At 50.9% G+C, this 21787-nt stretch carries 18 protein-coding genes; 17 read left to right on the top strand and 1 reads right to left on the bottom strand.

Annotation, left to right across the window (positions count from 1 at the left end; translation table 11 throughout):
• Positions 1-128 precede the first annotated feature (128 nt).
• The gene (locus BN162_RS12245; protein ID WP_020225409.1) at positions 129-710 is read right to left on the bottom strand and encodes an ATP-dependent Clp protease proteolytic subunit; all 582 of its coding nucleotides are present in this window, start codon (positions 708-710) and stop codon (positions 129-131) included.
• 166 nt (positions 711-876) lie between these two features.
• On the opposite strand from BN162_RS12245, the gene gap reads away from it, so the two are divergent.
• From gap to BN162_RS12160, 17 genes are all read left to right on the top strand, one after another.
• Complete coding sequence (gene gap / locus BN162_RS12240; protein WP_020225407.1) at positions 877-1887, top strand: type I glyceraldehyde-3-phosphate dehydrogenase; 1011 nt, start codon at positions 877-879, stop codon at positions 1885-1887.
• Positions 1888-2222: 335 nt separating this feature from the next.
• Complete coding sequence (locus BN162_RS12235) at positions 2223-4325, top strand: hypothetical protein (protein WP_020225404.1); 2103 nt, start codon at positions 2223-2225, stop codon at positions 4323-4325.
• Positions 4326-4496: 171 nt separating this feature from the next.
• The gene (locus BN162_RS12230) at positions 4497-5789 is read left to right on the top strand and encodes an ABC transporter substrate-binding protein (protein WP_020225403.1); all 1293 of its coding nucleotides are present in this window, start codon (positions 4497-4499) and stop codon (positions 5787-5789) included.
• 72 nt (positions 5790-5861) lie between these two features.
• The gene (locus BN162_RS12225; RefSeq protein ID WP_020225402.1) at positions 5862-6791 is read left to right on the top strand and encodes a carbohydrate ABC transporter permease; all 930 of its coding nucleotides are present in this window, start codon (positions 5862-5864) and stop codon (positions 6789-6791) included.
• Positions 6791-7651 carry a carbohydrate ABC transporter permease gene (locus tag BN162_RS12220; protein ID WP_020225401.1) on the top strand — a complete coding sequence of 287 codons (861 nt, stop codon included), beginning with the start codon at positions 6791-6793 and terminating at the stop codon, positions 7649-7651. The genes BN162_RS12225 and BN162_RS12220 overlap by 1 nt, the downstream gene beginning before the upstream one ends.
• Positions 7652-7707: 56 nt before the next feature.
• Positions 7708-8598: a nucleoside hydrolase gene (locus BN162_RS18020; protein WP_020225400.1), complete on the top strand. Its 891-nt coding sequence runs from the start codon at positions 7708-7710 to the stop codon at positions 8596-8598.
• Positions 8595-10628 carry an ADP-ribosylglycohydrolase family protein gene (locus BN162_RS12210; RefSeq protein WP_020225399.1) on the top strand — a complete coding sequence of 678 codons (2034 nt, stop codon included), beginning with the start codon at positions 8595-8597 and terminating at the stop codon, positions 10626-10628. Before BN162_RS18020 ends, BN162_RS12210 begins: the two co-directional genes overlap by 4 nt.
• Entirely contained in the window at positions 10621-11460 is an 840-nt protein-coding gene (locus BN162_RS12205) for a polysaccharide deacetylase family protein (protein ID WP_020225398.1), read from the top strand. Before BN162_RS12210 ends, BN162_RS12205 begins: the two co-directional genes overlap by 8 nt.
• Before the next feature lie 9 nt (positions 11461-11469).
• Positions 11470-12252, top strand: a complete 783-nt coding sequence (locus BN162_RS12200) for a creatininase family protein (RefSeq protein WP_020225397.1) — start codon at positions 11470-11472, stop codon at positions 12250-12252.
• On the top strand, positions 12242-13654 hold the full coding sequence (locus BN162_RS12195) for a family 43 glycosylhydrolase (protein WP_020225396.1): 1413 nt from the start codon (positions 12242-12244) through the stop codon (positions 13652-13654). Before BN162_RS12200 ends, BN162_RS12195 begins: the two co-directional genes overlap by 11 nt.
• A complete protein-coding gene (locus BN162_RS12190; RefSeq protein ID WP_020225395.1) occupies positions 13651-15351 on the top strand; it encodes a glycoside hydrolase family 13 protein in 1701 nt (566 codons plus the stop codon). The genes BN162_RS12195 and BN162_RS12190 overlap by 4 nt, the downstream gene beginning before the upstream one ends.
• A gap of 1 nt (position 15352) precedes the next feature.
• Positions 15353-15928 carry a helix-turn-helix domain-containing protein gene (locus BN162_RS12185; protein ID WP_020225394.1) on the top strand — a complete coding sequence of 192 codons (576 nt, stop codon included), beginning with the start codon at positions 15353-15355 and terminating at the stop codon, positions 15926-15928.
• Positions 15929-16077: 149 nt separating this feature from the next.
• Positions 16078-17175: an ABC transporter ATP-binding protein gene (locus tag BN162_RS12180; RefSeq protein ID WP_020225393.1), complete on the top strand. Its 1098-nt coding sequence runs from the start codon at positions 16078-16080 to the stop codon at positions 17173-17175.
• A gap of 12 nt (positions 17176-17187) precedes the next feature.
• The gene (locus BN162_RS12175; protein WP_020225392.1) at positions 17188-18495 is read left to right on the top strand and encodes an alpha-amylase family glycosyl hydrolase; all 1308 of its coding nucleotides are present in this window, start codon (positions 17188-17190) and stop codon (positions 18493-18495) included.
• 60 nt (positions 18496-18555) lie between these two features.
• The gene (locus tag BN162_RS12170) at positions 18556-18930 is read left to right on the top strand and encodes a hypothetical protein (protein ID WP_020225391.1); all 375 of its coding nucleotides are present in this window, start codon (positions 18556-18558) and stop codon (positions 18928-18930) included.
• A complete protein-coding gene (locus BN162_RS12165; RefSeq protein WP_020225390.1) occupies positions 18923-21022 on the top strand; it encodes a helix-turn-helix domain-containing protein in 2100 nt (699 codons plus the stop codon). The genes BN162_RS12170 and BN162_RS12165 overlap by 8 nt, the downstream gene beginning before the upstream one ends.
• Entirely contained in the window at positions 21009-21275 is a 267-nt protein-coding gene (locus BN162_RS12160) for a DUF4339 domain-containing protein (RefSeq protein ID WP_020225389.1), read from the top strand. The genes BN162_RS12165 and BN162_RS12160 overlap by 14 nt, the downstream gene beginning before the upstream one ends.
• Positions 21276-21787 lie beyond the last annotated feature (512 nt).

Below are 21787 nucleotides of genomic sequence, written 5' to 3'. Positions count from 1 at the left end.
TGCGGAAAAGGCTTGAAATCAGGCTGCTTTCCAGATCGCTGCGGAAGGCGTAAACCGCCGTTCGTTTCCTGGAAAGCTTGGGAAAAAGCTGAGTCAATAACAAAAAAACCGCCCGAAGGCGGAAAGACTTACTTCTGCTTGTGTACCAGATCGTCGATCAGGCCGTAATTCTTCGCTTCCTCAGCACTGAAATACCGGTCGCGATCGCTGTCCTCGGAAATTTCCCTCAGGCTGCGGCCAGTATCCGCTGCCAGCAGGGTGTTGAGCCGTTGGCGGATCTGGAGAATATGCTCGGCGGCGATCTTCACATCAGCGGCTTGTCCCTGAACACCGCCTAAGGGTTGATGGATCATGATTTCACTGTTGGGCAGGGCGAAGCGTTTGCCGCGGGTGCCTCCGGCTAACAAAACGGCTGCCATGCTGGCGGCCATGCCCATGCAGATGGTGGAAACATCGCAGCGAATTAAGCGCATCGTATCATAAATCGCCAAACCGGCGCTGACGCTGCCGCCAGGGGAATTGATATACAGCTGAATATCCTGACCTGAGCGGGAGGCCAGATATAAAAGCTGGGCGCACAGGTTGCCGGATACCGTATCGTCGATCGGTGCGGTCAGCAGGATGATCCGCTCTTTCAGCAGGCAGGAGATCAGATCGTAAGCCCGCTCGCTGCGGGCGGACTGTTCAATAATCGTAGGAATTAAGGTCATGGAGAAGACTCCTTTCCTTTTACAGTATGCCAGAATTCAGCCCGTCAATACTTGGGAATCAAAAAATTGTAAAGCAATCGTGAAAATGGCTAAGTGAAGTCATTCACAATTGACATTTAACGCCTTAAACACTATAATTAAGTCGTGTCATAAGGAGGTCTATAAAATGACAGTAAAAGTTGCGATTAATGGTTTTGGACGCATCGGACGTCTTGCTTTCCGCCAGATGTTTGTTGCCGAAGGTTATGAAGTTGTAGCCATCAACGATCTGACAAGCCCTAGAATGTTAGCTCATCTGTTGAAATATGATTCAGCTCAGGGCCCTTTCACAGGCCATACCGTTGAAGCGAAGGAATCTTCAATCGTCGTTGACGGACATGAAATCGAAATCTATGCTAAGGCTGATGCGAAAGAACTGCCTTGGGGTGAACTGGGTGTCGATGTTGTTCTGGAATGCACAGGCTTCTATACATCGAAAGCGAAGGCTTCCGCTCATATCGAAGCTGGCGCTAAGAAAGTCGTTATTTCCGCTCCTGCTGGAAACGATCTGCCGACCGTTGTCTTCGGCGTTAACGAAGACGTTCTGACAAAGGAAGACACAGTTATTTCCGCTGCTTCCTGCACGACAAACTGCTTAGCTCCAATGGCGAACACATTGAACAAATATGCTCCAATCGTCAGCGGTATCATGACCACAGTTCATGCTTACACAGGCGATCAGATGACTCTGGACGGCCCTCAGCGCAAAGGGGATCTGCGTCGTGCCCGCGCGGCTGCCATCAACATCGTTCCAAACAGCACAGGTGCTGCGAAGGCGATCGGTCTGGTTATTCCAGAACTGAACGGCAAGCTGATCGGTTCGGCTCAGCGTGTACCGGTTCCGACAGGTTCAACAACTCTGCTGGTTGCGGTTGTTAAGGGCAAAGACGTCACAAAAGAAGGCATCAATGCTGCCATGAAGGCTGCGGCTAACGCTTCTTTCGGTTATACTGAAGAAGAACTGGTTTCCAGCGATATCATCGGTATCACTTATGGTTCTCTGTTTGATGCAACACAGACCATGGTTACAAAGATTGATGACGAAACCTATCAGGTTCAGGTTGTTTCTTGGTACGATAACGAAAACAGCTACACAAGCCAGATGGTTCGTACAATCAAATACTTCGCTGAACTGTAAGAGCGAACAACACAGAATAAAGAAGAATGAGCTGATGCAATGTCGGCTCATTTTTTTGTGGATTTGCTGAAAGAACGATCAGAAGAGCAGATGATGCATCGCGAAATATCTGAACCAAGAAAGACGGCGGCAGAAGAAAACCCGGAAATTCCATTCCTGATCAAATTGAATATGGTATGATCTATAAAAGGCATAGGGAATGGCTCATTCTGTCAGGATTGTTCATGACCGTGTTTTGAAGTGGGTCAAACAGTCCGGTGAGATCAAGGGATTACCGATCAATCAGAAACATGAGGTTGGGTGAAGAAGCCATGCTGGCAGAAAGGAAGTGCACCATGCAAAAGAACAGGGATACAAAGCTGGAAAATGGATATGTGATCGGCAATGGTCAGGTATTGATCACAGCCGGACTGGGTGTAGAAATCCAGCGTCATGGAAAACCGGTGCTGACCGACCATCCGTGCAGCAAAACGGCGGTGGCGGCAGTAAGCGGCCCGGATTATGTCTGCAATAATCTGGCTTTTGGCTTTACCATCGAGGCTCAAGAACCGTGGACGGAAGAAAGGGCAGGCATGCCGGATGCGGAGTGCGCATTCTATCATGTGCTGTGTCAGGGAAGAGAGGCTTCGGTGCGGGTGGAGGACGGGGTATTTGTCAGCGACAGCGTCTGGATACGGACCCTGCGCTCAACCGCGGCTTTGGCAGTGCGTGTCCGAATCGAAGCCGACCCGCGCAATGGTGAGTTTCTCTGGTGGGAAGGTACGCCGGTGGAGCCGGAAAGCGAACTGTATGCGCCCTCAGTCGAGCCAGATCAATTCGTGCAGGTTCAGGATGAACAGCTGATCTTTCAGGGGGCGCCCCGCCGGTTGTTTCAGGATATTTCCAATGCTTATTGCTATGCGGGGAAGCCGCGTTATCTGGCTGTTCAGTGCAATGCGCCGGTTTGCGTGGATCCAACCGGATTCAGACTTCAGCTTGAACCGGATCATCCGGTTTCACTGGTCAGTTGTCTGAGCTTGAACCGGGAAGCCGCATCCGCTTCTGCAGCCCAGCTGGCAAAATTGAGCAGTGACGAACTGCAGCGCCGCTGCTTACGGAAGCAGCAGGATCGGTTTCTGACGCCGAGGGCCTTGCCTTCAGATCCGCTTGTGAAAATCTTGCAGGGAACGGAGGATCTGATTCAGGCTGTGACGGCTGCGAATGGAGCAGGTTTAGCGCAAAGTTTTATCTATCCCATGAATTACATCCGGGATCAATATGGGATTTTCCGGTTTCATCAGCAATGTTTAAATCATTCGGAAATGAAGCGGATCTGTCAGACATATCTCGACTTTGAAAGTCAATTTGGAATTCAAAATGCCTATGATCCGATAACGCCGCAGCGGTCTTTTGCGCAGCAGCCTTTTCCACCGATGTCAACGGAATGGGAGAAGACGGAACTGCCCAGCTATATCAATCTGTTTGTTCTGGATTATGTTCAGCTCACTCAGGATCTCGACTTTGCGGCTGAGGCGTATCCGCTTCTGCGCTATAACGTTTTGTGTCAATCGCTTTCTGAAGCTTCGCTGCTTTCCGGCAGCGGGGATGAAACCTATGTGCATATCAGCGGACTGGGTAAGGAAGCGGATTTCACCGATTCCTGTTTTCTCTATCTGAAAAACTGTCAGGGGATGACGGAGCTGGCAGAGAAGCTGAATCAAAATGCCGACGCGGCCTTGTTTGAACAACGCTTAGCACAGGTGAGCGAAGCGCTTGTGAAACAGAATTATTGTCAGGAAGGACAGTATTTTCAGATCAGTCAATCCCAGCCGGACTGGATCAGCGACGTGCTGTTAATGCCCTACTGGATCAATATGAATGAGCCGTGGAAACGCTTGGGCCGATCTGGGGTTGAACGGGTGAAGAAGGAGGCGGTTAGACCGTATCGAAGCCGGAATCGGGAGGATCGCTGCACAGGAATGATGCCGGCGATGCTGCTGAGCGCGCTGTGTCAGCTAAAAGATCCAGCGATGCTGGAAGTCTGTGACGATTTAGGTAAAATGGCGTCGCCGTTCGGCTTGTTTTGCGAATATTATCAACTGCAGGAAAAAACGATGATCGGGTATTCCGGCGGGCAGCGGCCGTGGGAAAGTGCCTGCGCGGCGTCGGCGCTGATCGAGATGCTGGCGGGGATGAAGATGAACCCGATCACCCGCACGCTGACCTTGAATATCCATGTTCCTCCTTCGTGGCAAGGTTTTGCGACCCGCTGGATTGAACTGTTTGACGGCAGTGAAATCAAACTGGATGTCACGCTTCATCATTTGACATTGACGCGCCGAAAAGCGGAAAAATCCCTGCAGCTGAACGGGTGCTGGCATGCATTTCAGGGGGTGAAGACCTTGCGGGGAGAGATGATGAACCAATGGGAATGTTCGGACTCTGAATTTATGAAATGAGAAAAAAAGGATTTGCTTACATTGAAAAGAACGGATATGTTTTCAGGAAATTTTGACTGACAAGGTAGATAAGATTATGTTTTGAAAGCAAAAATAACTCCTTGGGGTTGAATATGCAAACGCTTACAATTATAATTAAAGAAGAAAGGTACGAAGGAGGAAAATCATCGTATGAAGAAATTAGTAGCGTTAGCCGCGATGCTGGCCATGGCTTTAACTGTGTCAGCCTGCGGCAGCAATGGCGGAGGAAGCGGAAATGACGGAGGAAATTCCGGCACAGACGCAGCCAAAACGTTAATCGTTTATCAGAACAAAGCGGAAGTTACCACGCCGATGCAGGATTATGCAGAAAAGTGGGGCGCCGACAACGGCGTGAAGGTTGTCGTAAAAACCTGCACCGGCAGCTGTGATTACGGCGCGGCGATGAAAGCGGATATCAATGCGGGGGAAACGCCGGATATCTTCGTCATCGAAGGCATCACAGGCTATAATCTGTATAAGGACATCATGGAACCGATGGATGGCGAAGCTTGGGTCGATCAGACACAGTATGAATTTGTCCAGGACGGCAAAGTTTACGGCTATCCGGTTGCGGTTGAAGGCTATGGCTTAGCTTACAACGCAGAAATTCTGGAAAAAGCAGGTGTGGATCCGAAGACATTGACGAATTTGCCGGCTTATGAAGAAGCGTTTGCTAAAATTGACGGCATGAAGGATGAACTGGGTCTGACTGCAGTTGTTTCCTTAGTTAGTGCTGAAGGTTCAACTTGGGTTTTAGGCAATCATAACTTTGCGGGTTACCTGTCATCCGGTTTGGCTTATGACGATACATCCGTTACAGATATGGCGTTAAAGGGTGAAGTGGACGCAGCGCGTTTGTCCACCTATGCTGATTGGGTTGAATTGCTGTTTAACTACACAGATAAGAAGATGCTGACCGTCAATTCCAATGATGAACAGATGGCGGAATTCGGCGCTGGAAAATATGCTTTCCTGCATCAGGGAACATGGGCTGATCAGCCGGTTCTTGAAGCAGGCGGAACATTCAAAATGGGCTTTGCGCCACATGCTCCTTTAGGCGCTGAAGAGACAAACGGACTGTTTGCGGGCGCGCCTTCCTGGTACTGCCTGAATAAAGATTCCGCGAATCTGGATCTGGCTAAGAAATTCTTGAATGATCTGTGCTTCAGCGAAGAAGGCCAGAAGATGATGACGGAAGAAGTCGGTCTGGTTTCTGCATTTGAAAACAATACGCATCGTCCAACGGGCCCGCTGTCTTCAGCGCTGGCGGATTGGATTGAACAGGGCGGTACGGCTTACAGCTTCACCAACCAGTATTCCCTGCCGGATGGATTCAATATGAATACCTTAGGTCCGATCTATGGTCAGTTTGCATTAGGCAATATTGACAAAGCAACATTCATCCAGATGTTTGCGGATGCCATCGCAACATTGGGAAAATAAGAACAAGTAGGCTGAGGGGGTAGGCGAGCGGAACTCGTCTGCCCTCTTTTCTTTAAGAAAGGGGAATGTTCCATGGCTGCAAAAAAGAAAACGCTGACTTCCCGAAAGAGGGCGGATCGGCTGACGTACATGTTGTTTCTGGCGCCGGCGCTGCTGTCCTTTCTGCTGGTCATTGCCGTTCCGTTCTTTATGGGAATTTACTTTTCTCTGACCAACTGGACGGGCATTACACAGAGCGGATTTGATTTCGTGGGTCTGCAGAATTATATCAACAGTATTAAGGATATTCGTTTCCAATATTCATCCATGATCACGATTGTCTTTGCGCTGATCAACTTCATCTCGGTCAACGTTGTGGCTTTCTCACTGGCCTTGTTGGTTTCTTCCAAGATCAAGGGAAGAAATATTTATCGGACCGGCTTCTTCCTGCCGAACTTGATCGGCGGCATTGTTCTGGGCTACATCTGGCAGTTCATCTTCAACAATGTCCTGATCAGCATCGGCGAGAACTACGGTATTTCGCTCTTGGCGAACACCTTCTTTCTGACCGATCCAAAGCTGGCAGTGCTGGCCTTGGTCATCGCGGGAACCTGGCAGTACGCCGGCTATATCATGATGATCTATTACACGGCTTTGCAGAATGTGCCGAAGGAGCTGCTGGAATCCGCCGATCTCGACGGCGCGAACGCCTGGCAGCGGCTGCGCCACATCACCATTCCGATGATCATGCCGGCCTTTACCGTCGCGCTGTTCTTAACCCTCAGCAGCAGCTTTAAATCGTATGACGTCGTCATGTCGCTGACCAACGGCGGCCCGTCGATGCTCTGGCAGGGACAGGCGATCAAGGCCACAGAGCTGATTTCCGTCAACATTTACAACACCGCTTCCGTCAACAACCTGATGGCTGAGGGCCAGGCCCGCGCCGTTATGCTGTTTGTGGTTCTGGTCGTGGTTTCCGTAATTCAGACGTCGATTACCAAACGAAAGGAGATTGAATCCTGATGACAAAAAGAAAATGGCACCTGGTGCTGCTGGAGGTTTTTGCGATCTGCGTGTTCCTTCTCTATATTTCACCGATTGTTCTGGTGGTCATCAACTCAGCCAAGCATAGCGGTGATATCGTATTGAATCCGTTGGGCCTGCCGAGCGATTGGGGCGTGCTGTTTGAGAACATCAAAGCCGTAGTTACCGATCGGACGGTTCATTATTCTTCGGCGTTTATTTCCAGTACGATTATCACCGTCGGTTCTTTGATCACGATCGTCCTGTTTGCGACAATGGCGGCCTGGGTCTTAGTCCGGCATAAAAGCCGCTTTTCCACGCTGGTTTATTTTATGTTTGTCGCGGCGATGGTCATCCCGTTTCAGGTTGTCATGTATCCGCTGGTATCCTGGTTTAAGGAATTGGGAACTTTTCTCAACATTCCGTTGTTAAGAAGCTATCCGGGCGCAATCTTTGCGTACACGGGTTTCGGCATGTCGATGTCGGTTTTCATGTTCTGCGGATTTATCAAGGGAATCCCGTATGAGATTGAAGAAGCGGCGACGATTGACGGATGCAGCAAGTGGCAGGTCTTTGCTTATATCATTCTGCCGATGCTCAAGCCGATCATCGTGACTGTCATCATCCTCAACGGAATCTGGATCTGGAACGACTTCCTGCTGCCATTGATGGTGTTGGGCAAAGGCAATGCGATTCAGACGCTGCCGCTGGCGGTATCCAACTTCGTCGGGGCCTATACCAAGCGGTGGGATATGATCCTGACGTCCACTTTCCTGGCGATCCTGCCGATGCTGATCCTGTTTTTGTTCGCGCAGAAGCATATTATCAAAGGCATGACCGAAGGAGCAATCAAATCCTAACGAGCTTAAGTTTAACCACTTAAGTTCTCTTTTTTTGCGTGAGAGAGGAAAAAACGATGGAAAAAATCATTTTTGATACGGATATCGGCAGCGATATCGACGACGCGTTTGCGTTGGGCTATTTGCTGAATCATCCGGAATGCGAGTTATTAGGGATTACGACGGTAAGCGGGGAAGCGGAAAAACGCGCGGCCCTGTGCCAGCTGTTTGTTGATCGCAGCGGGAAAACCGTACCCGTGCACAGTGGCATTAGCAAGCCGATTGCCTATGAAGAATTACAGCCCCGCTGTCCTCAAGCACGGGTGCTGGAGCGCTTTAGCCCAACCGGTTTGGCGATGGAGAAATCCGCAGTGGACTTCATCCGTCAGACGGTGCTGAAATATCCGCATGAGGTGACGCTGATCAGCGTTGCGCCGTTGACCAATCTCGGTGTGCTGTTCACACTGGATCCTGACATTGCCCGCCTGTTAAAACGGGTGATCATCATGGGCTGCAAAGTGGACAATCATCCCGATTTTGTCGGCCGGCTGGACTGGAATGTGCTGTGCGATCCAATTGCCGCGAAGATTGTGCTGGATGCAGACATTCCGGAACTCATCATTTATCCCTGCGATGTGACGTATAAACTGCACCATTCGCCGGACTATCTGAAAACCCATGTCAAGGGGAAGTATCGTGAACTGATCGAAGCGATGTCCGAGGTCTGGTTTGAGCGGTTTGACGGATACAGCTATCATGATCCGATGGCCGCGGCCTATGCTTTCCGCCCGGAATTAGTTCAGGTACAACGGGGACAGATGCGCGTCGATTTGATGAAAAGCGGAACACTCAGCTATACCGCATGGCAGCCGCTGTCAAAGGGGCATCATGCGATTGCCTGTGAATTGGACGAAGACGGGTTTCTGGAAGAACTCTACACCCATCTCAATCGTGAGGAAGAACAATGAGGAAGCTGGAAGACGCGGTTTATGCCGGCGTTTTAGGCAAGATCATCGGTGTTTATTTCGGCCGCCCGGTCGAGGGCTGGAGTTATGCGCGGATTCAGGAACAGTTCGGTCAGATCCGCAGCTATGTGCATTCCCAGGTGGGATCTTCGATCATTGAAGTAGATGATGATATTTCCGGGACGTTCACGTTTGTGAAGGCGCTGCGGGAAAACGGCATGCCCTCGTCTTTGGAAAGCAGACAGATCGGACTTCACTGGCTGAATAAGGTGATCGAGGAAAAAACGATTTTCTGGTGGGGCGGGTTGTTTCGCTCGACTGAACATACTGCTTATCTGCGGTTAAAGGAAGGCATTGACGCGCCGGACAGCGGATCCATGGCCTATAATGGAAAAACGGTTGCCGAACAGATCGGCAGTCAGATTTTTATTGACGGCTGGGGACTGATCAATTTAGGACATCCGGAAATGGCACTGGCAATGGCTGCGGAGGCAGCGAAGGTGAGCCATGATGGCATTGCGGTTTCGATGGCGGCCTGGATCGCGGTTCTGGAAGCCGTGGTGTTTGAGGAGAAAGACATCCGGCAAGCCATGCGCCAAGCCAATACGATCGTCAATGATCCTGAAGTCAGTGAGCTGGTGGAATGGATGATCAACGTTTGTGAGGAAAGCACACATTGGCGGCAGGCTCGGGATCAGATTGAAGCCTGTCATCCATACTCCCGTTATGGCGGCAACTGTCCGATCATTACGAATTTTCTGGTCATTGTCATGAGCTGCATCCTGGATCACGATGATTTTCTGGAAGCCATCAGCATTGCAACTTCGGCGGGTTATGATACCGACTGCAACGCTGGAAATGTCGGCTGCATCGAAGCCATTCGCTTAGGCCTGGAAAACCTGGATCGGCATGCGTTTCTGCGCTCCCAGGTGAATGAACGAATGTGGGTTGTCAGTGCGGAGGGCGGTGCGACGATTGAAAACGCCAGCACGGTGGCTCAGCAGCTGATCACGGATGCCCGGCAGCTGCATGAAAAAACACAAAGCTTGTGGCCGCGCTACGCCTTTCTGTTTCCTGGCTGCACGCATGGCTTTGAAGCGTTCCAGGGAACAACGGTAAACCGGGTTCCTGGAATTGAACTGATTCCTCAAGCAGGAAAAATGATGGAGTGGCGAACTGAGGTTTTCTATGATCTGCTTCATGAAAAAGCTGGCGGTTATGCCTTGGTCGCTTCTCCGCTGTTGTATTGGGGACAGCGCATCTATGGCGAGGTGCAGTCTGGCGGATTGACTGAGGTCACGCTGTTTGTCGACTTTTTCAATGCAGAAGAACAAGTAGAACGCTTTCAGTCGGATCTCATTCTCATAGATGGGAAACAATCGCTGAACTGGCCGCTTCCGCCTGGCCGCGGTTATCCGATCTGGCGGATGGGCTTGCTTGTCAAAGGGCAGCCGCTGTTTGTGCATCATCTCGATCATGGCGGAGAACCAGCGCTGACCTATACGGAGATTTCGACGATGAGTCCCAACTATACAACCGGTCGGGCTGTGCCAAGCTGGTATCGGGCCTTTACCGACAGCACCCGCTGCAGCACGGTCGATCATCTCTCTACATTCTGTCTTTCCCATACGGAAGATAACGGTCTAGTCTATATCGGCAATCAGGACTGGCACCACCTCAGCATCGCCTCCACCTTAATCTTAACCCTTCAGAAAACGGCCGGTCTGGTGCTGCGCCTGACGGGTCTGCAGCGCTACTATGCGGCAGTGCTGCAAGACCAGAAGCTGCGGATTGTGTGCCGCAAGGATCGGGACGTGCAGATTCTCGCAGAGTGTGACTTCGCCTATGCCGCGGATCAGGAAGTCGCGATGAAATTTGAAGCTTTTTTTGATCAGCTGAAAGTCAGCATGGATGGGGAAGTCTGTTTAATCTGTCATGACAGCACCTATTCCTGCGGTGCGGCCGGCTTCCTGGTTGAAAAAGGAACAGTGCAGGCAAGGGGTCTGAGTCTGCAGGAGGTTACACATGCGTAAATATTTGATCATCAACGCCGATGACTTCGGCATGTGTCACAGCGCCAACATGGCAGTGCTGGATCTGTTTCAATCCGGCTGCATCCATTCCGCGACCTTAATGGCCTGCTGCCCATGGGCCAAGGAAGCAGCGGCGCTGTGTCATCAACATCCGGAAATTCACGTCGGTCTGCATGTCACGCATACCGCGGAATGGGAGAATTACCGTTGGGGGCCGATGAGTTCACAGGCTGCTTCCCTGCGGGATGAGGAAGGTTATTTCTTTCACCGCACCGAGGACGTGCTGCATCAGGCCAATTCAGAGGATCTGATGCGGGAAATGCAGGCTCAGGTTCAATGGCTGCGGAAGCAGGAAATTCCGTTTACCCACCTGGATAATCACATGCTGACGCTGCAGAACCATCTGATCGAAACCTTAAAGTATTGCCAGAAAGAAGGGTTCAGCTTCCGTCTGGCTCGAGCGAAGGCTCAAACGAACCCGCAGGCCGCGGCAGCCGTCGCCTATGCAGATACGCATGGAATTGCGATCATCGACTATCTCAATCCCAACAGTGACCGTTTTCCGAATGACCGTTATACCTATGCCTCCATCCGCGACAGCTATTTGGCGATGTTAGCGCATCTGCCGGAGGGCGTCAGTGAATTTTTCACGCATCCTGCGGTCGAAAGTGAAGAACTCAAGGCGATTGCCCCGGACTGGAGAGTGCGTGTCGGCGATTATCAGTTTTTAAAGGATCCCGTTTTCCGGCAAAGTCTGCGTGAAAATCAGATCACGCTGGTCGGCTGGGAGGATGCGGCACTGCTGAACAGTGCCTCCGCGTTAAGGAAATGAGGTGTAAAGATGCAGTACGATAAAAAATTAATCGACTCGTTGATCCCGAAAGAAGAAAGCAGCGAAGTTCAGGTGGAGAAGCTGCGTCCGGGACAGCTGATAAAACGGCTGGACGACTTTCCGGTGGTCTATCAGCCCTTAGGGACACTGGAATGGCACGGCCGTCAGAATCCCTTGGGCTGCGATGCGATCAAAGCCGCGGCCCTGTGCGAAGCCGTGGCTCAAAAGATCGGCGGCGTGGTAATGCCGGCGATTCACTTTGCGGCCGATGTCGATATTGAAGGACCGCAGGGGATCGGTTATGGCATGGATGGCTTTGCCGGAATGAAGCTGCCGGGCAGTTTTTATCAAATTCCGCTGCCGTTGTTAACCGAACTGCTGATCCACGCCTGCGGCAATTACTTTGACCGCGGAGCCCAACTGGTCGTTTTGATCAGCGGTCACAATCCGCCGATCCAGCAACAAGTCATGGATCAGGTACGCGATCATTTCGCTCCGCTGGGCAAACTTGTTCTGACGTCGATGGAGTTTGAACTGGCGGATAAGCCGGAATATCGGATCAGCGATCATGCCGGAGGCTATGAAACAGCGATGATGCTGGCGCTCTCTCTCGCCCAGGTTAATCAACAGGCCAATGTTGGACTGGAGCGTGAGGATCTGGGCATTGCCAGCTCCCTGTCGGTCACCGAGGCGACAGGCGAACAGGGGAAGGCGTATTTTGAAAGTCAGGTACGCGGCATGAGCCTGTGGGTTCAGGCTGAATTTCAGCGCCTGAAAGAACATGCGGACTGAAATCCTGGAACCGATCCTGCCGGGGGATTATCCCGATCCCTCGATTTTGCGGGTGGGTTCGGAATATTATCTGACGTTTTCCTCGCTGCAGTATCGTCCCTGTCTGACACTGCTGCGTTCCGCGGATCTGATTCACTGGGATTTCGTCACCCACTGCTTCAACGACTTTGATTATGACATTTGGGCACCGGATCTGGTTGAAGTAAAGGGACGCTTCTACATTTATTTTTACGCGGAGCAGGAAAACTGGGTTACCTGGGCCGATCATATCGAAGGTCCCTGGAGCCAGCCTTTGCCGCTGGATATTCCGGATTATATCGATCCCGGTCATGCGGTGGATGATCAAGGCCAGCGTTATCTGTTTTTAAGCCGGGGCATGCGCGTGAAGCTGAGTGATGACGGACTTCAGCGAATCAGCGAACCGGAGATGGTTTTTCCTGTTTATCAGATAGACAGCCGCGAAGACATAGAAGGCGATTTTATGGAAGGACCGAAGCTTTGCCGCCGCGGCGGCTGGTTTTACTACACGTTTGCGACCGGCGGGACAGCCGGGCCGGCCACCGGCCATCGCGTTGTTTCGGCCCGCAGCCGCAGTCTGGACGGCCCCTGGGAATTTTCTCCTTATGATCCTGTCCTGCAATGCCGCAGCCGCAGCGAACCCTGGCACTGCAAAGGCCATGGCACGCTGATTGACGATCCCGAAGGCAACGCTTATCTTGTTTATCATGCTTACCGCAAGGATCGGCAGCTTTGGGGAAGACAGATGCTTATCGAACGGGTCAGCTTTGATGAAAACGGCTGGTTTTACGTCGATTCCGCCCATCCGATAACAACCGCGGCTTTGCCGCAAACCATTCAGTTTGATTTCAGCAATGGAATTCCCTGGACGCTGCGCAGCTTCCGAAACCATGATTTAACTCGCTTCGAGGCGGCTTCCAATACTCTGCGAATGCAGGGACGGGGCTGGACGCTGGGGGAGAGTGAGCCGTTACTTATGACGGTGAATGAGGATGATTTCCAGATCGACGTGCACGTGAAGCTGCAGGGGGAAGTTTCAGCCGGACTGTGCTGTTTCTACAATCCTGAACACTGTGCCGGAATTTTGGCCGATGCCCATGGCGTCAGCATCATCCGTCACAACCGGGTGCTGGCAAGACACGAAGGGACAGGTGAACAGCTCTGGCTGAGGATGGAACTGAAGCAGCTGTACCTGAGATTTTATGTTAGTCAGGATGGCCGCCAATATCAAAAGATCAACAATGTGATCGACATATCCGGTTACAATCACAATAACTATGACGGATTCCTCAGCGTGAAGCCGGGATTCAGCGTCATCGGCAAAGGCCAGGCGGAACTTTCCGATCTGACCTATCGGTCCAAAGCAAGGAGAAAACAAAAATGAAAACATGGTGGAAAGAAGCGGTAGGGTATCAGATTTATCCACGCACGTTTTATGATGCCAACGGGGACGGGATCGGCGATTTGAAAGGCATTACGTTCAAGCTGGATTATCTGAAAGCGCTGGGCGTCGATCTGTTGTGGATCGGTCCGTTTTTCAAGTCGCCGATGGATGACAATGGCTATGACGTCAGCGATTATTATGCCGTCGATCCGATCTTCGGGACTCTGGATGACGCCCGTGAATTGATTCAGGAAGCGCATCAGCGGGGATTGCGGATCATTTTGGATCTTGTGCTGAATCACACGTCGGATGAACATCCCTGGTTTATCGAAGCCCGCCGCAATCAGGAAAGTGAAGAACACAGCTATTATATCTGGAAGAAGGGGCGGATCAACGCGCAGGGCCAGCGGATTCCGCCGACCAACTGGTCGAGCTTTTTCTCCGATTCCGCCTGGTGCTACAATGCAGCGACCGACGAATATTATATGAAGATTTTTTCAGAGAAAATGCCGGATCTGAACTGGGCCGAACCCAAGCTCAGAGAACGCATGATGGAAGTGGCCCGCTTCTGGCTGGATGAAGGCGTCGATGGCTTCCGCGTCGATGCCGTCGCGCATTTGGCCAAGGATCTGCGCTTTGAGGACAGCACGATGCCGCTGGATGCCCAGGGCAACGCTCCGGACTGGTCGAAGTTTTCCAATCTGCCGGCGCTGTTTGATTATCTGGATGAATTGAAGGATCAAGTTCTGCGGCATTACGATATTGTGACGGTCGGCGAGGTCGGCGGCGGGGCCTCCCCGGATATGGCGCTGAACTATGCCGACGCGCAAACCGGAGCGTTCAACATGGTATTCACGTTTGATCATTGCTGGGCGAACGGGATCAGCGCTGGAACCGTCAGTTTCCCAGAACAGGTGAAAACCGACGTGATCGCCCTGAAGAAAACGTTTGCCGCCTGGTACGACGGTCTGCACGAGCGCGCCTGGCTGCCGGTTTACTGGCTGAATCACGATCATCCGCGGGTTGTCAGTCAATACGGCGATCCTGTGCATTATCACAAGCCTTCCGCCAAGATGCTCTGCAACACACTGTATTTGATGTATGGTACGCCGTTTATGTACAACGGTGAAGAAATCGGCATGACCAACGTGGACTACACCGAACTTTCCGATTTTCAGGACGTGTGGGTCAAAAATTTATATGAGGGCGTCAAGGATCAATATCCGCTGGCGGTGCTGATGGATCATTTCCGGAGAACTTCGCGGGATAACGCCCGCACCCCGATGCAATGGAGCGCCGCGCCCAACGCCGGGTTTTCCATGCGAACGCCGGTCAGTAAGGTTAACGGCAACTACCGCACGATCAATGTCGAAGCGCAGGATCAAGATCCCGATTCCATTTTGAATCACTACCGGGCGGTGCTGAAACTGAGAAAGTCAGCGGAATACAAGCCGGTGTTTATCGAAGGTGAATTTGCGCTTTTGGATGAAGATCATCCGGATGTCTTTGCCTACCGAAGGGACGATCGCGGAAAAACCATTTTCGTTGTCAGCAATTTTACCGGGAAGGATACGGAATATACGATTCCCGCCCGGCATGTCCGCTGTTTGTTAAGCAGCTATCCTGACAGTCATCCCCAACCGCCCAAGCTGATCCTGCGTCCATTTGAATCCGTCGTGCTGGACGTGCTGGAATGATATGGAAAGCTATGCCTTATTTTTAGCGGATCATCCGGTCGATCAGTCGATTCTGGAAACCGTTTTAACCGAAAATCTCGGCGCTCCATATGAGCTGTATTTGACGGAAGCCGGACGCGGGGTGATCAGCAGTGAAGCGGATTTAAAAACATTGTTTGATTCACTGCTTCCGATCTTAAGCGATGATCTACATCAGCCGCTCACGATCCTGATCACGCATCGCTCAGATACCCTTTCCGAGGCTGCACTGAACTTCTGTCACCGACATAAAAAAGGCCTCTGCCTGATGTTGGCGGAGGCGGTGATCCTAGCCTATCTGAACCGGGAACCAAAGCTGACCACTTTGGCTGAGCATTATTTCGACGATGTCAGCTTTGAAGCGATGGCGACCGCCAAAGCGTTTGTCAGCACCGGTTTAAATGCCATCCGGGTTGCTCAGAAGCTGTATCTGCACCGCAATACCGTCAATTATCGGCTGCAGAAATTTATAGAACAATCCGGTCTGGATATCCGCGATTACCACAACGCTCAGCTGCTTTACTTCTGCACGCTGATCAAGGAAAACGCCATTCGCTGATCCTCTGTGCTTCCCTGAAAAGGAAAGCGTCGGAGGATAGTCGATCTAATAAAGAGTTCAGAGATGAAAATAAAATAATGAGATTTGTGCAGTGTGCACAGGAAAGAAATGAAGAAAACCGATATAATCAAATCAGAGGTGGAAACAATATGGCAAATTTACAATTGAAGAACGTGAACAAGATTTATGACAATAAGGTACAGGCGGTATTTGACTTCAATCTGGAAATTGAGGATAAGGAATTTATCGTCTTTGTCGGACCTTCCGGCTGCGGCAAGTCGACGACGCTGCGGATGATCGCTGGTCTGGAAGAAATCACTTCCGGCGAGCTTTACATTGATGGGCAGAAGATGAACGACGTGCTGCCGAAAGATCGTGACATCGCGATGGTCTTCCAGTCCTACGCGTTGTATCCGCACATGACGGTGTATGACAACATGGCCTTTGGTCTGAAACTGAAAAAAATGCCGAAAGAAGAAATTGATCAGCGTGTCCGGCATGCGGCGGAAATTCTGGAAATCACGCCGTATCTGAAACGTAAGCCGAAAGCGCTGTCCGGCGGCCAGCGCCAGCGTGTTGCCTTAGGCCGCGCCATCGTGCGCAATGCCAAAGTCTTCCTGATGGATGAACCGTTGAGTAATCTGGATGCGAAGCTGCGCGTGCAGATGCGTACGGAAATCATCAAGCTGCATGAAAGCCTGGGCGCCACGACAATTTATGTTACCCATGATCAGACCGAAGCGATGACGATGGCTTCCCGGATTGTCGTCATGAAAGACGGCTATATCCAGCAGATCGGTTCGCCGAAAATGATTTACAACTATCCGGCCAACATGTTTGTCGCGGGCTTCATTGGCTCACCGGCCATGAACTTCTTAAACGGAGTATGCAAAGAAGCAGGCAAAATTGAAATTGACGGCCGCAGCTTCAACATTCCGGAAATGTTCAAGGATGATCTGAAGCCGTATATCGGCAAGGAAATCGTGCTGGGCATCCGCCCGGAAGATATTCATTATGAAGGCATTGTGGCGGAAGCATTCCCGGACACCCCGTTTGATTTCAAAGTGGAAGTCTGCGAGCTGCTGGGTCATGAATTTATTCTCCACGGGCATTTTGGACCGCAGGAGCTGTTGGCGAAGGTATCTTCCCGCGTCGATGTCAAGGCCGGGGATGAAATCAAGCTGGCGATGGATGTGACGAAGCTGCATTTCTTTGATCAAGAAACCGGAATTGCGATCAATCATTAGGAGGAATAAGGCATGTCAAAGCGAACGACGGCAAAAGACCGCAGCTTGAGTCTGTATCAGGTCTTTGTCCGCAATTATGCTCCATCCGGGACTTTCCGTGAGGTTGAAAAGGATCTGGACCGCATTGCCGCGATGGGGTTTGATTACCTCTACCTGCTTCCGATTCATCCGATCGGTGTCCAGCAGCGCAAAGGCGATCTGGGCAGTCCGTATGCAATTTCAGATTACTGGGCGATCAATCCGGAATATGGAACGCTGGAAGAATTCAAGCTGCTGATTCAGGCAACGCATGATCATCATATGAAGATCATGATCGACATTGTGATTAATCATACGGCGTATGACCATCCGTTTACCCAAACGCATCCGGAATATTATTATCATAAGCCAGACGGCAACTTTGGCAACCGGGTTGGGGATTGGACCGATATCCTCGATTTGAATTATAGCTGTGAGGCTTTGCGAGAGGAAATGATCAATATGCTTTGTTACTGGGCAAAGCTGGGCGTTGATGGCTATCGCTGCGACGTGGCCAGTCTGGTGCCGGTTTCGTTCTGGCAGCAGGCGGCAGAAGCTGTGGCGAAGATCAATCCGGATCATTTCTGGCTGGCGGAAAGCGTGGAGCCGGAATTCATCCGCGCCCTGCGTTCAGAAGGCTTTGAGGTGGCAACCGACAGTGAATTATATACGGCGTTTGACTGCTTATATGATTATGACATCTATGATCAGTTCAAAGCGGCGGTATCTGAAAAATCTTCTTTGCAGCCATACAAGCAGGCTGTCCGTGATCAGCAGTGGCGCTATCCGGCTAATTTCCTGAAGCTGCGGTTTCTGGAAAATCATGATCAGCCGCGGATTGCCAGTTATACGCAGGATCACGATAAAATCCTGAACTGGGTGGGGTATTCGTTCTTTGCACAGGGCACGGCGTTTGTCTATGCCGGACAGGAAGCCTGGAATACGCATCAGCCAAGCTTATTTACGAAGGATCCGGTCGACTGGACGCATCTGGATCCGGCTTATGAAGCGCTGATTCGCCGTCTGAATGAAATCCGCCGTATGGACTTCATGGGTACACATCGGCAGTTTATTCTGCACGATAACCCGCAGGAAGTCTTGGTTTGCGAATATCAATGCGAAGACAGCCGGGTTTTTGGAATCTTTAATGTCCGCGGTCTGGAAGGGGAACTTCCATTAACAAAGGTGGAAGGTGAATTTGTCAATCTGATCGACAATCAGCCGGTGATTGTCGAAAAGGGTCAGTTGAAGCTGAGCCGGAAGCCGCAGATCTTTGTGTGCTCCAATCTCTCGGCGGAATAAGCTTTTCTAGCCTTGCCGCTGAAATTGAAAAGGATAAGGCAGTCTGTCCGCAGACAGAAAGTGGATCAGAATTTCAATCGAGGATGTGACTTCGGTCATGTCCTTTTTGTTTGCGAAAATTTCATGTTGAAACAGAGTGGGAAGAAACAGCGATCAATCCCATCAAGAAAGCTTCATCCAGATCAGCCTGCCGGCAGGATACCTACAGAAAGGTTAAGCGCAGGGGAAAGGAAACAAAGCCATCGACAGCACAAAGCTGACTTTTTCCGAGGATTAGCGGGAAACTTTGGCAAAAGATTGCTGGAAATCCACGGGAATATTGGACTTTGCCTGGCTCAACGGTTGACAATCGGCGTAAAAACAGGGATGATATTAATGGATTTTTATGACCCTTTTTATAGAAACGAAGAGAAAGGAGCGCTGATTTATGAATAAGCTGCCTGAGAAATTAACACAGCTGAGAAAATATAACGGCTTATCTCAACAAGCCGCGGCCGAGAAAGCCGAGGTTTCGGTTCTGGATTATATGGCTTGGGAAAACGGGGGAGCGATTCCTGATCTTGACCATTTGATTCTGCTGGCGGACGCTTTCCACATCAGTTTGGATGAGATGATCCGTAATGAGGTGCCGGTACTGCCGGAGAAAGATGTTCATGAAACATTAGATATTCCCTTTATGAAAAAAACGGAGGAAGAGTATCCGACGTCGGAGATAAGCATGAAGGAGCCAATTCAGCCGCAGCCGGATCTGGGACAGACCCGGGTGATTCCGGCTGTGAAGGATTTGGAAAAAACCAAACCGCTGAGGGCGGTTAAGGAGCCGGAATTACAGGTGCATTCGGCAGCGGGAGCCGGCGCGAATCGGCCTCAGCCGCAAGCGATGAAGTCCAAAAAGAACAATCAGACCAAGCTGATCGGGGCAGCGGCTGGCCTGGGGCTCGTCGTGCTGCTTCTCATCCTGGTTTTCAACAGCTTGGGCGGTGGGAAAAAAGAGGAAGTAACCAACATCATGACCGCAGAGAACCGCATTGCGGCCGGCAGTGAATTTACCCTTGTTTTGAATACCGATGGAACCGTCAAAGGCCAGGGAAGCAATGACGAGGGTCAGATCAACGTTGGCAGCTGGGCCAATATCACTTCGATCAAAGCCGGAGCGCAGCACAGTGTCGGCTTAAAGAAAAACGGAACGGTTGTCGCCGCCGGCAGTTCCCGACAGAAGCAGACAGAGGTCGCCGAGTGGAGCGGGATCACAGCGATTGCGGCGGGGGATCATCATACCTTGGGTTTAAAGAAGGACGGCACAGTCGTCTGTACCGGCGACAACAGCAATAAGCAATGTGAAGTGTCGGAATGGAAAGATGTCGCTAAAATTGCTGCCGGAGCCAACATCAGCGTTGGAATTACCCAGGAAGGGAAAGTGCTGATTGCCGGCAGTCAGGCTGACGTTTCCACGCTCAGCGATATTCAGAATGTTGTCATCAGTGGGGATACGCTGTTAATTCTGACTAAGAACGGCAGTCTGGACTGCATCGAAGGCAAAACCGGCGTCTGTCCGGCTAAAACGCCGTCTAAGATTACAATGGCGGCAGCTTCATCTGAGCATCTGTTGATGCTCAGCAGCGACGGCACAGTGAGTGCCGAGGGCGACAAGGAATATGGCCGGCTGGAAGTTGGGGAGTGGAAAGACGTGATCGCAATTGCGGCGGGCAAGAACCATTCCGTTGGCTTACTGAAAAACGGCAGTTTGGTTGCGGCCGGCGACAACAGCCGTGGTCAAAGTGAAATGAACGGCGGCAGTGAAGAAGAAAAACAGCTGGAAGCCGTGAAGAATATCAAGATTATCCAGGACGGAGATCAGATCAAAATCAGCTGGGATAAAGTGACGGATGCGGATTACTATGAGGTATCCGCGGCCTTGAAAAAGGAATATTCCGCCAAAGTGGACGGGACTTCTGTATCCTTAAACGGTAATTTGTTTGAGGATGGCAAACAGGTGACATTCAGTATTGTTGCCAATTCACGCGAAAACAACGTCAAACCGTCAGAACCGGCAACGCAGATCTTTAATTACTTTGCCCCGACCGCTACGCCGTCAGTGACCCTCGCCTCCGTGGCCAACGTCAAAATCAGCCAGGATGCCAACAATGTCCGAATCAGCTGGGATGCGGTGGAAAACGCCGATTATTATGAAGTCAGCGTGACTAACCAGAGCGGCTATCACGAAAAGGTCAGCGGCACTTCCGTCACGCTTCCGAACAGTTCTTTTGAAGACGGCAAGCAGGTGACGATCACGATTGTTGCCGGATCCAACAGTACGCTGTACGAGAACTCCGTGGAGTCCGTCACCAATTACAATTATATTGCCCCGACGCCGGTACCTACTCCGGAATTGACGCCGGTTCCGACGCCGGAACTCACGCCGGAGCCAACCCCATCGGAAACTACGGAACCTTCCACAACGCCGGCCGGCGAAGGGGAAGGCGGAGATTCACAGCCGGAAAGCGAGGGAAATCATGGAAACGAATAACCGCTGGTATGTACGCCGAAAAGACGGCAAAAAGGACGGCAGTTTCTCTGACAGTGAGTTAGCCGCACTGATCCGCAAAGGGATTGTCGAACCGGAGGATGAAATCTGGACGATGAAGATGGCCGACTGGATGGCTTTGAAAGATTCCATTTACAGCTTCTATCTGCCGCAGGAAGAAAAACCATTTGTCTTAGAAGACACGGTTGTTGAACTGGAGCTGGATGTCCATTCAGATTCAGAGATTCTGTTGTAAGCTGGATCAAAAAAGTAAAAAGGTCAATTCCTGACATTGAAAGCCGGGAATTGATTTTTTGTTTAATGGGAAAGTTCGATTAGAAAAAGAAAATCATGAAGTAAGCTCAATTGCGTTGCTTCCGCCTTGGCGTTTGTATATCATTATCTCAACCGGAAGCTGGGCTGTACTGTGCATTTAGCGGCAGTCCAAGGAATTGAATCATGAACAGTAAAACATCACAGTTCTTCAATCGGATTCGGATGGGTATCACAGGATAGAGGATAGTTTTTAGGATCGGAGTGAAACTGAAGAACTGTGAGCCGTAAACAGACTGGAAGGGAAAAACCTTCGCGAAAGACTTGAGCTTTGAAAGCAGAACAAGAGTAGGCAGGAATCAGAGATTGGGTTTCCCCACCGGACAAGAAACAGAGTGAGATTCTAGGCGGTTTTGACTTTTGAATGATGCGCAGTATCATTTTCTTGTTGTTTTGAATCTATATTTGGAGAACAGATTTTTGCCGTTATCCAAA

This window comes from Holdemania massiliensis AP2 (assembly GCF_000327285.1).
Taxonomy (GTDB): domain Bacteria; phylum Bacillota_I; class Bacilli_A; order Erysipelotrichales; family Erysipelotrichaceae; genus Holdemania; species Holdemania massiliensis.
Note: the sequence above shows the minus strand (reverse complement) of the source record. Positions and strands in the feature narration are given on the sequence as shown.

Bases quoted from the DNA above. Each gene is read 5' to 3' on its own strand.
- BN162_RS12200 (WP_020225397.1), top strand. From the start codon at position 11,470: ATGCAGTACGATAAAAAATTAATCGACTCGTTGATCCCGAAAGAAGAA.
- BN162_RS12245 (WP_020225409.1), bottom strand. From the start codon at position 710: ATGACCTTAATTCCTACGATTATTGAACAGTCCGCCCGCAGCGAGCGG.
- gap (WP_020225407.1), top strand. From the start codon at position 877: ATGACAGTAAAAGTTGCGATTAATGGTTTTGGACGCATCGGACGTCTT.
- BN162_RS12165 (WP_020225390.1), top strand. From the start codon at position 18,923: ATGAATAAGCTGCCTGAGAAATTAACACAGCTGAGAAAATATAACGGC.
- BN162_RS12230 (WP_020225403.1), top strand. From the start codon at position 4,497: ATGAAGAAATTAGTAGCGTTAGCCGCGATGCTGGCCATGGCTTTAACT.
- BN162_RS12160 (WP_020225389.1), top strand. From the start codon at position 21,009: ATGGAAACGAATAACCGCTGGTATGTACGCCGAAAAGACGGCAAAAAG.
- BN162_RS12180 (WP_020225393.1), top strand. From the start codon at position 16,078: ATGGCAAATTTACAATTGAAGAACGTGAACAAGATTTATGACAATAAG.
- BN162_RS12175 (WP_020225392.1), top strand. From the start codon at position 17,188: ATGTCAAAGCGAACGACGGCAAAAGACCGCAGCTTGAGTCTGTATCAG.
- BN162_RS12220 (WP_020225401.1), top strand. From the start codon at position 6,791: ATGACAAAAAGAAAATGGCACCTGGTGCTGCTGGAGGTTTTTGCGATC.
- BN162_RS12235 (WP_020225404.1), top strand. From the start codon at position 2,223: ATGCAAAAGAACAGGGATACAAAGCTGGAAAATGGATATGTGATCGGC.
- BN162_RS12205 (WP_020225398.1), top strand. From the start codon at position 10,621: ATGCGTAAATATTTGATCATCAACGCCGATGACTTCGGCATGTGTCAC.
- BN162_RS12185 (WP_020225394.1), top strand. From the start codon at position 15,353: ATGGAAAGCTATGCCTTATTTTTAGCGGATCATCCGGTCGATCAGTCG.
- BN162_RS18020 (WP_020225400.1), top strand. From the start codon at position 7,708: ATGGAAAAAATCATTTTTGATACGGATATCGGCAGCGATATCGACGAC.
- BN162_RS12225 (WP_020225402.1), top strand. From the start codon at position 5,862: ATGGCTGCAAAAAAGAAAACGCTGACTTCCCGAAAGAGGGCGGATCGG.
- BN162_RS12190 (WP_020225395.1), top strand. From the start codon at position 13,651: ATGAAAACATGGTGGAAAGAAGCGGTAGGGTATCAGATTTATCCACGC.
- BN162_RS12195 (WP_020225396.1), top strand. From the start codon at position 12,242: ATGCGGACTGAAATCCTGGAACCGATCCTGCCGGGGGATTATCCCGAT.
- BN162_RS12210 (WP_020225399.1), top strand. From the start codon at position 8,595: ATGAGGAAGCTGGAAGACGCGGTTTATGCCGGCGTTTTAGGCAAGATC.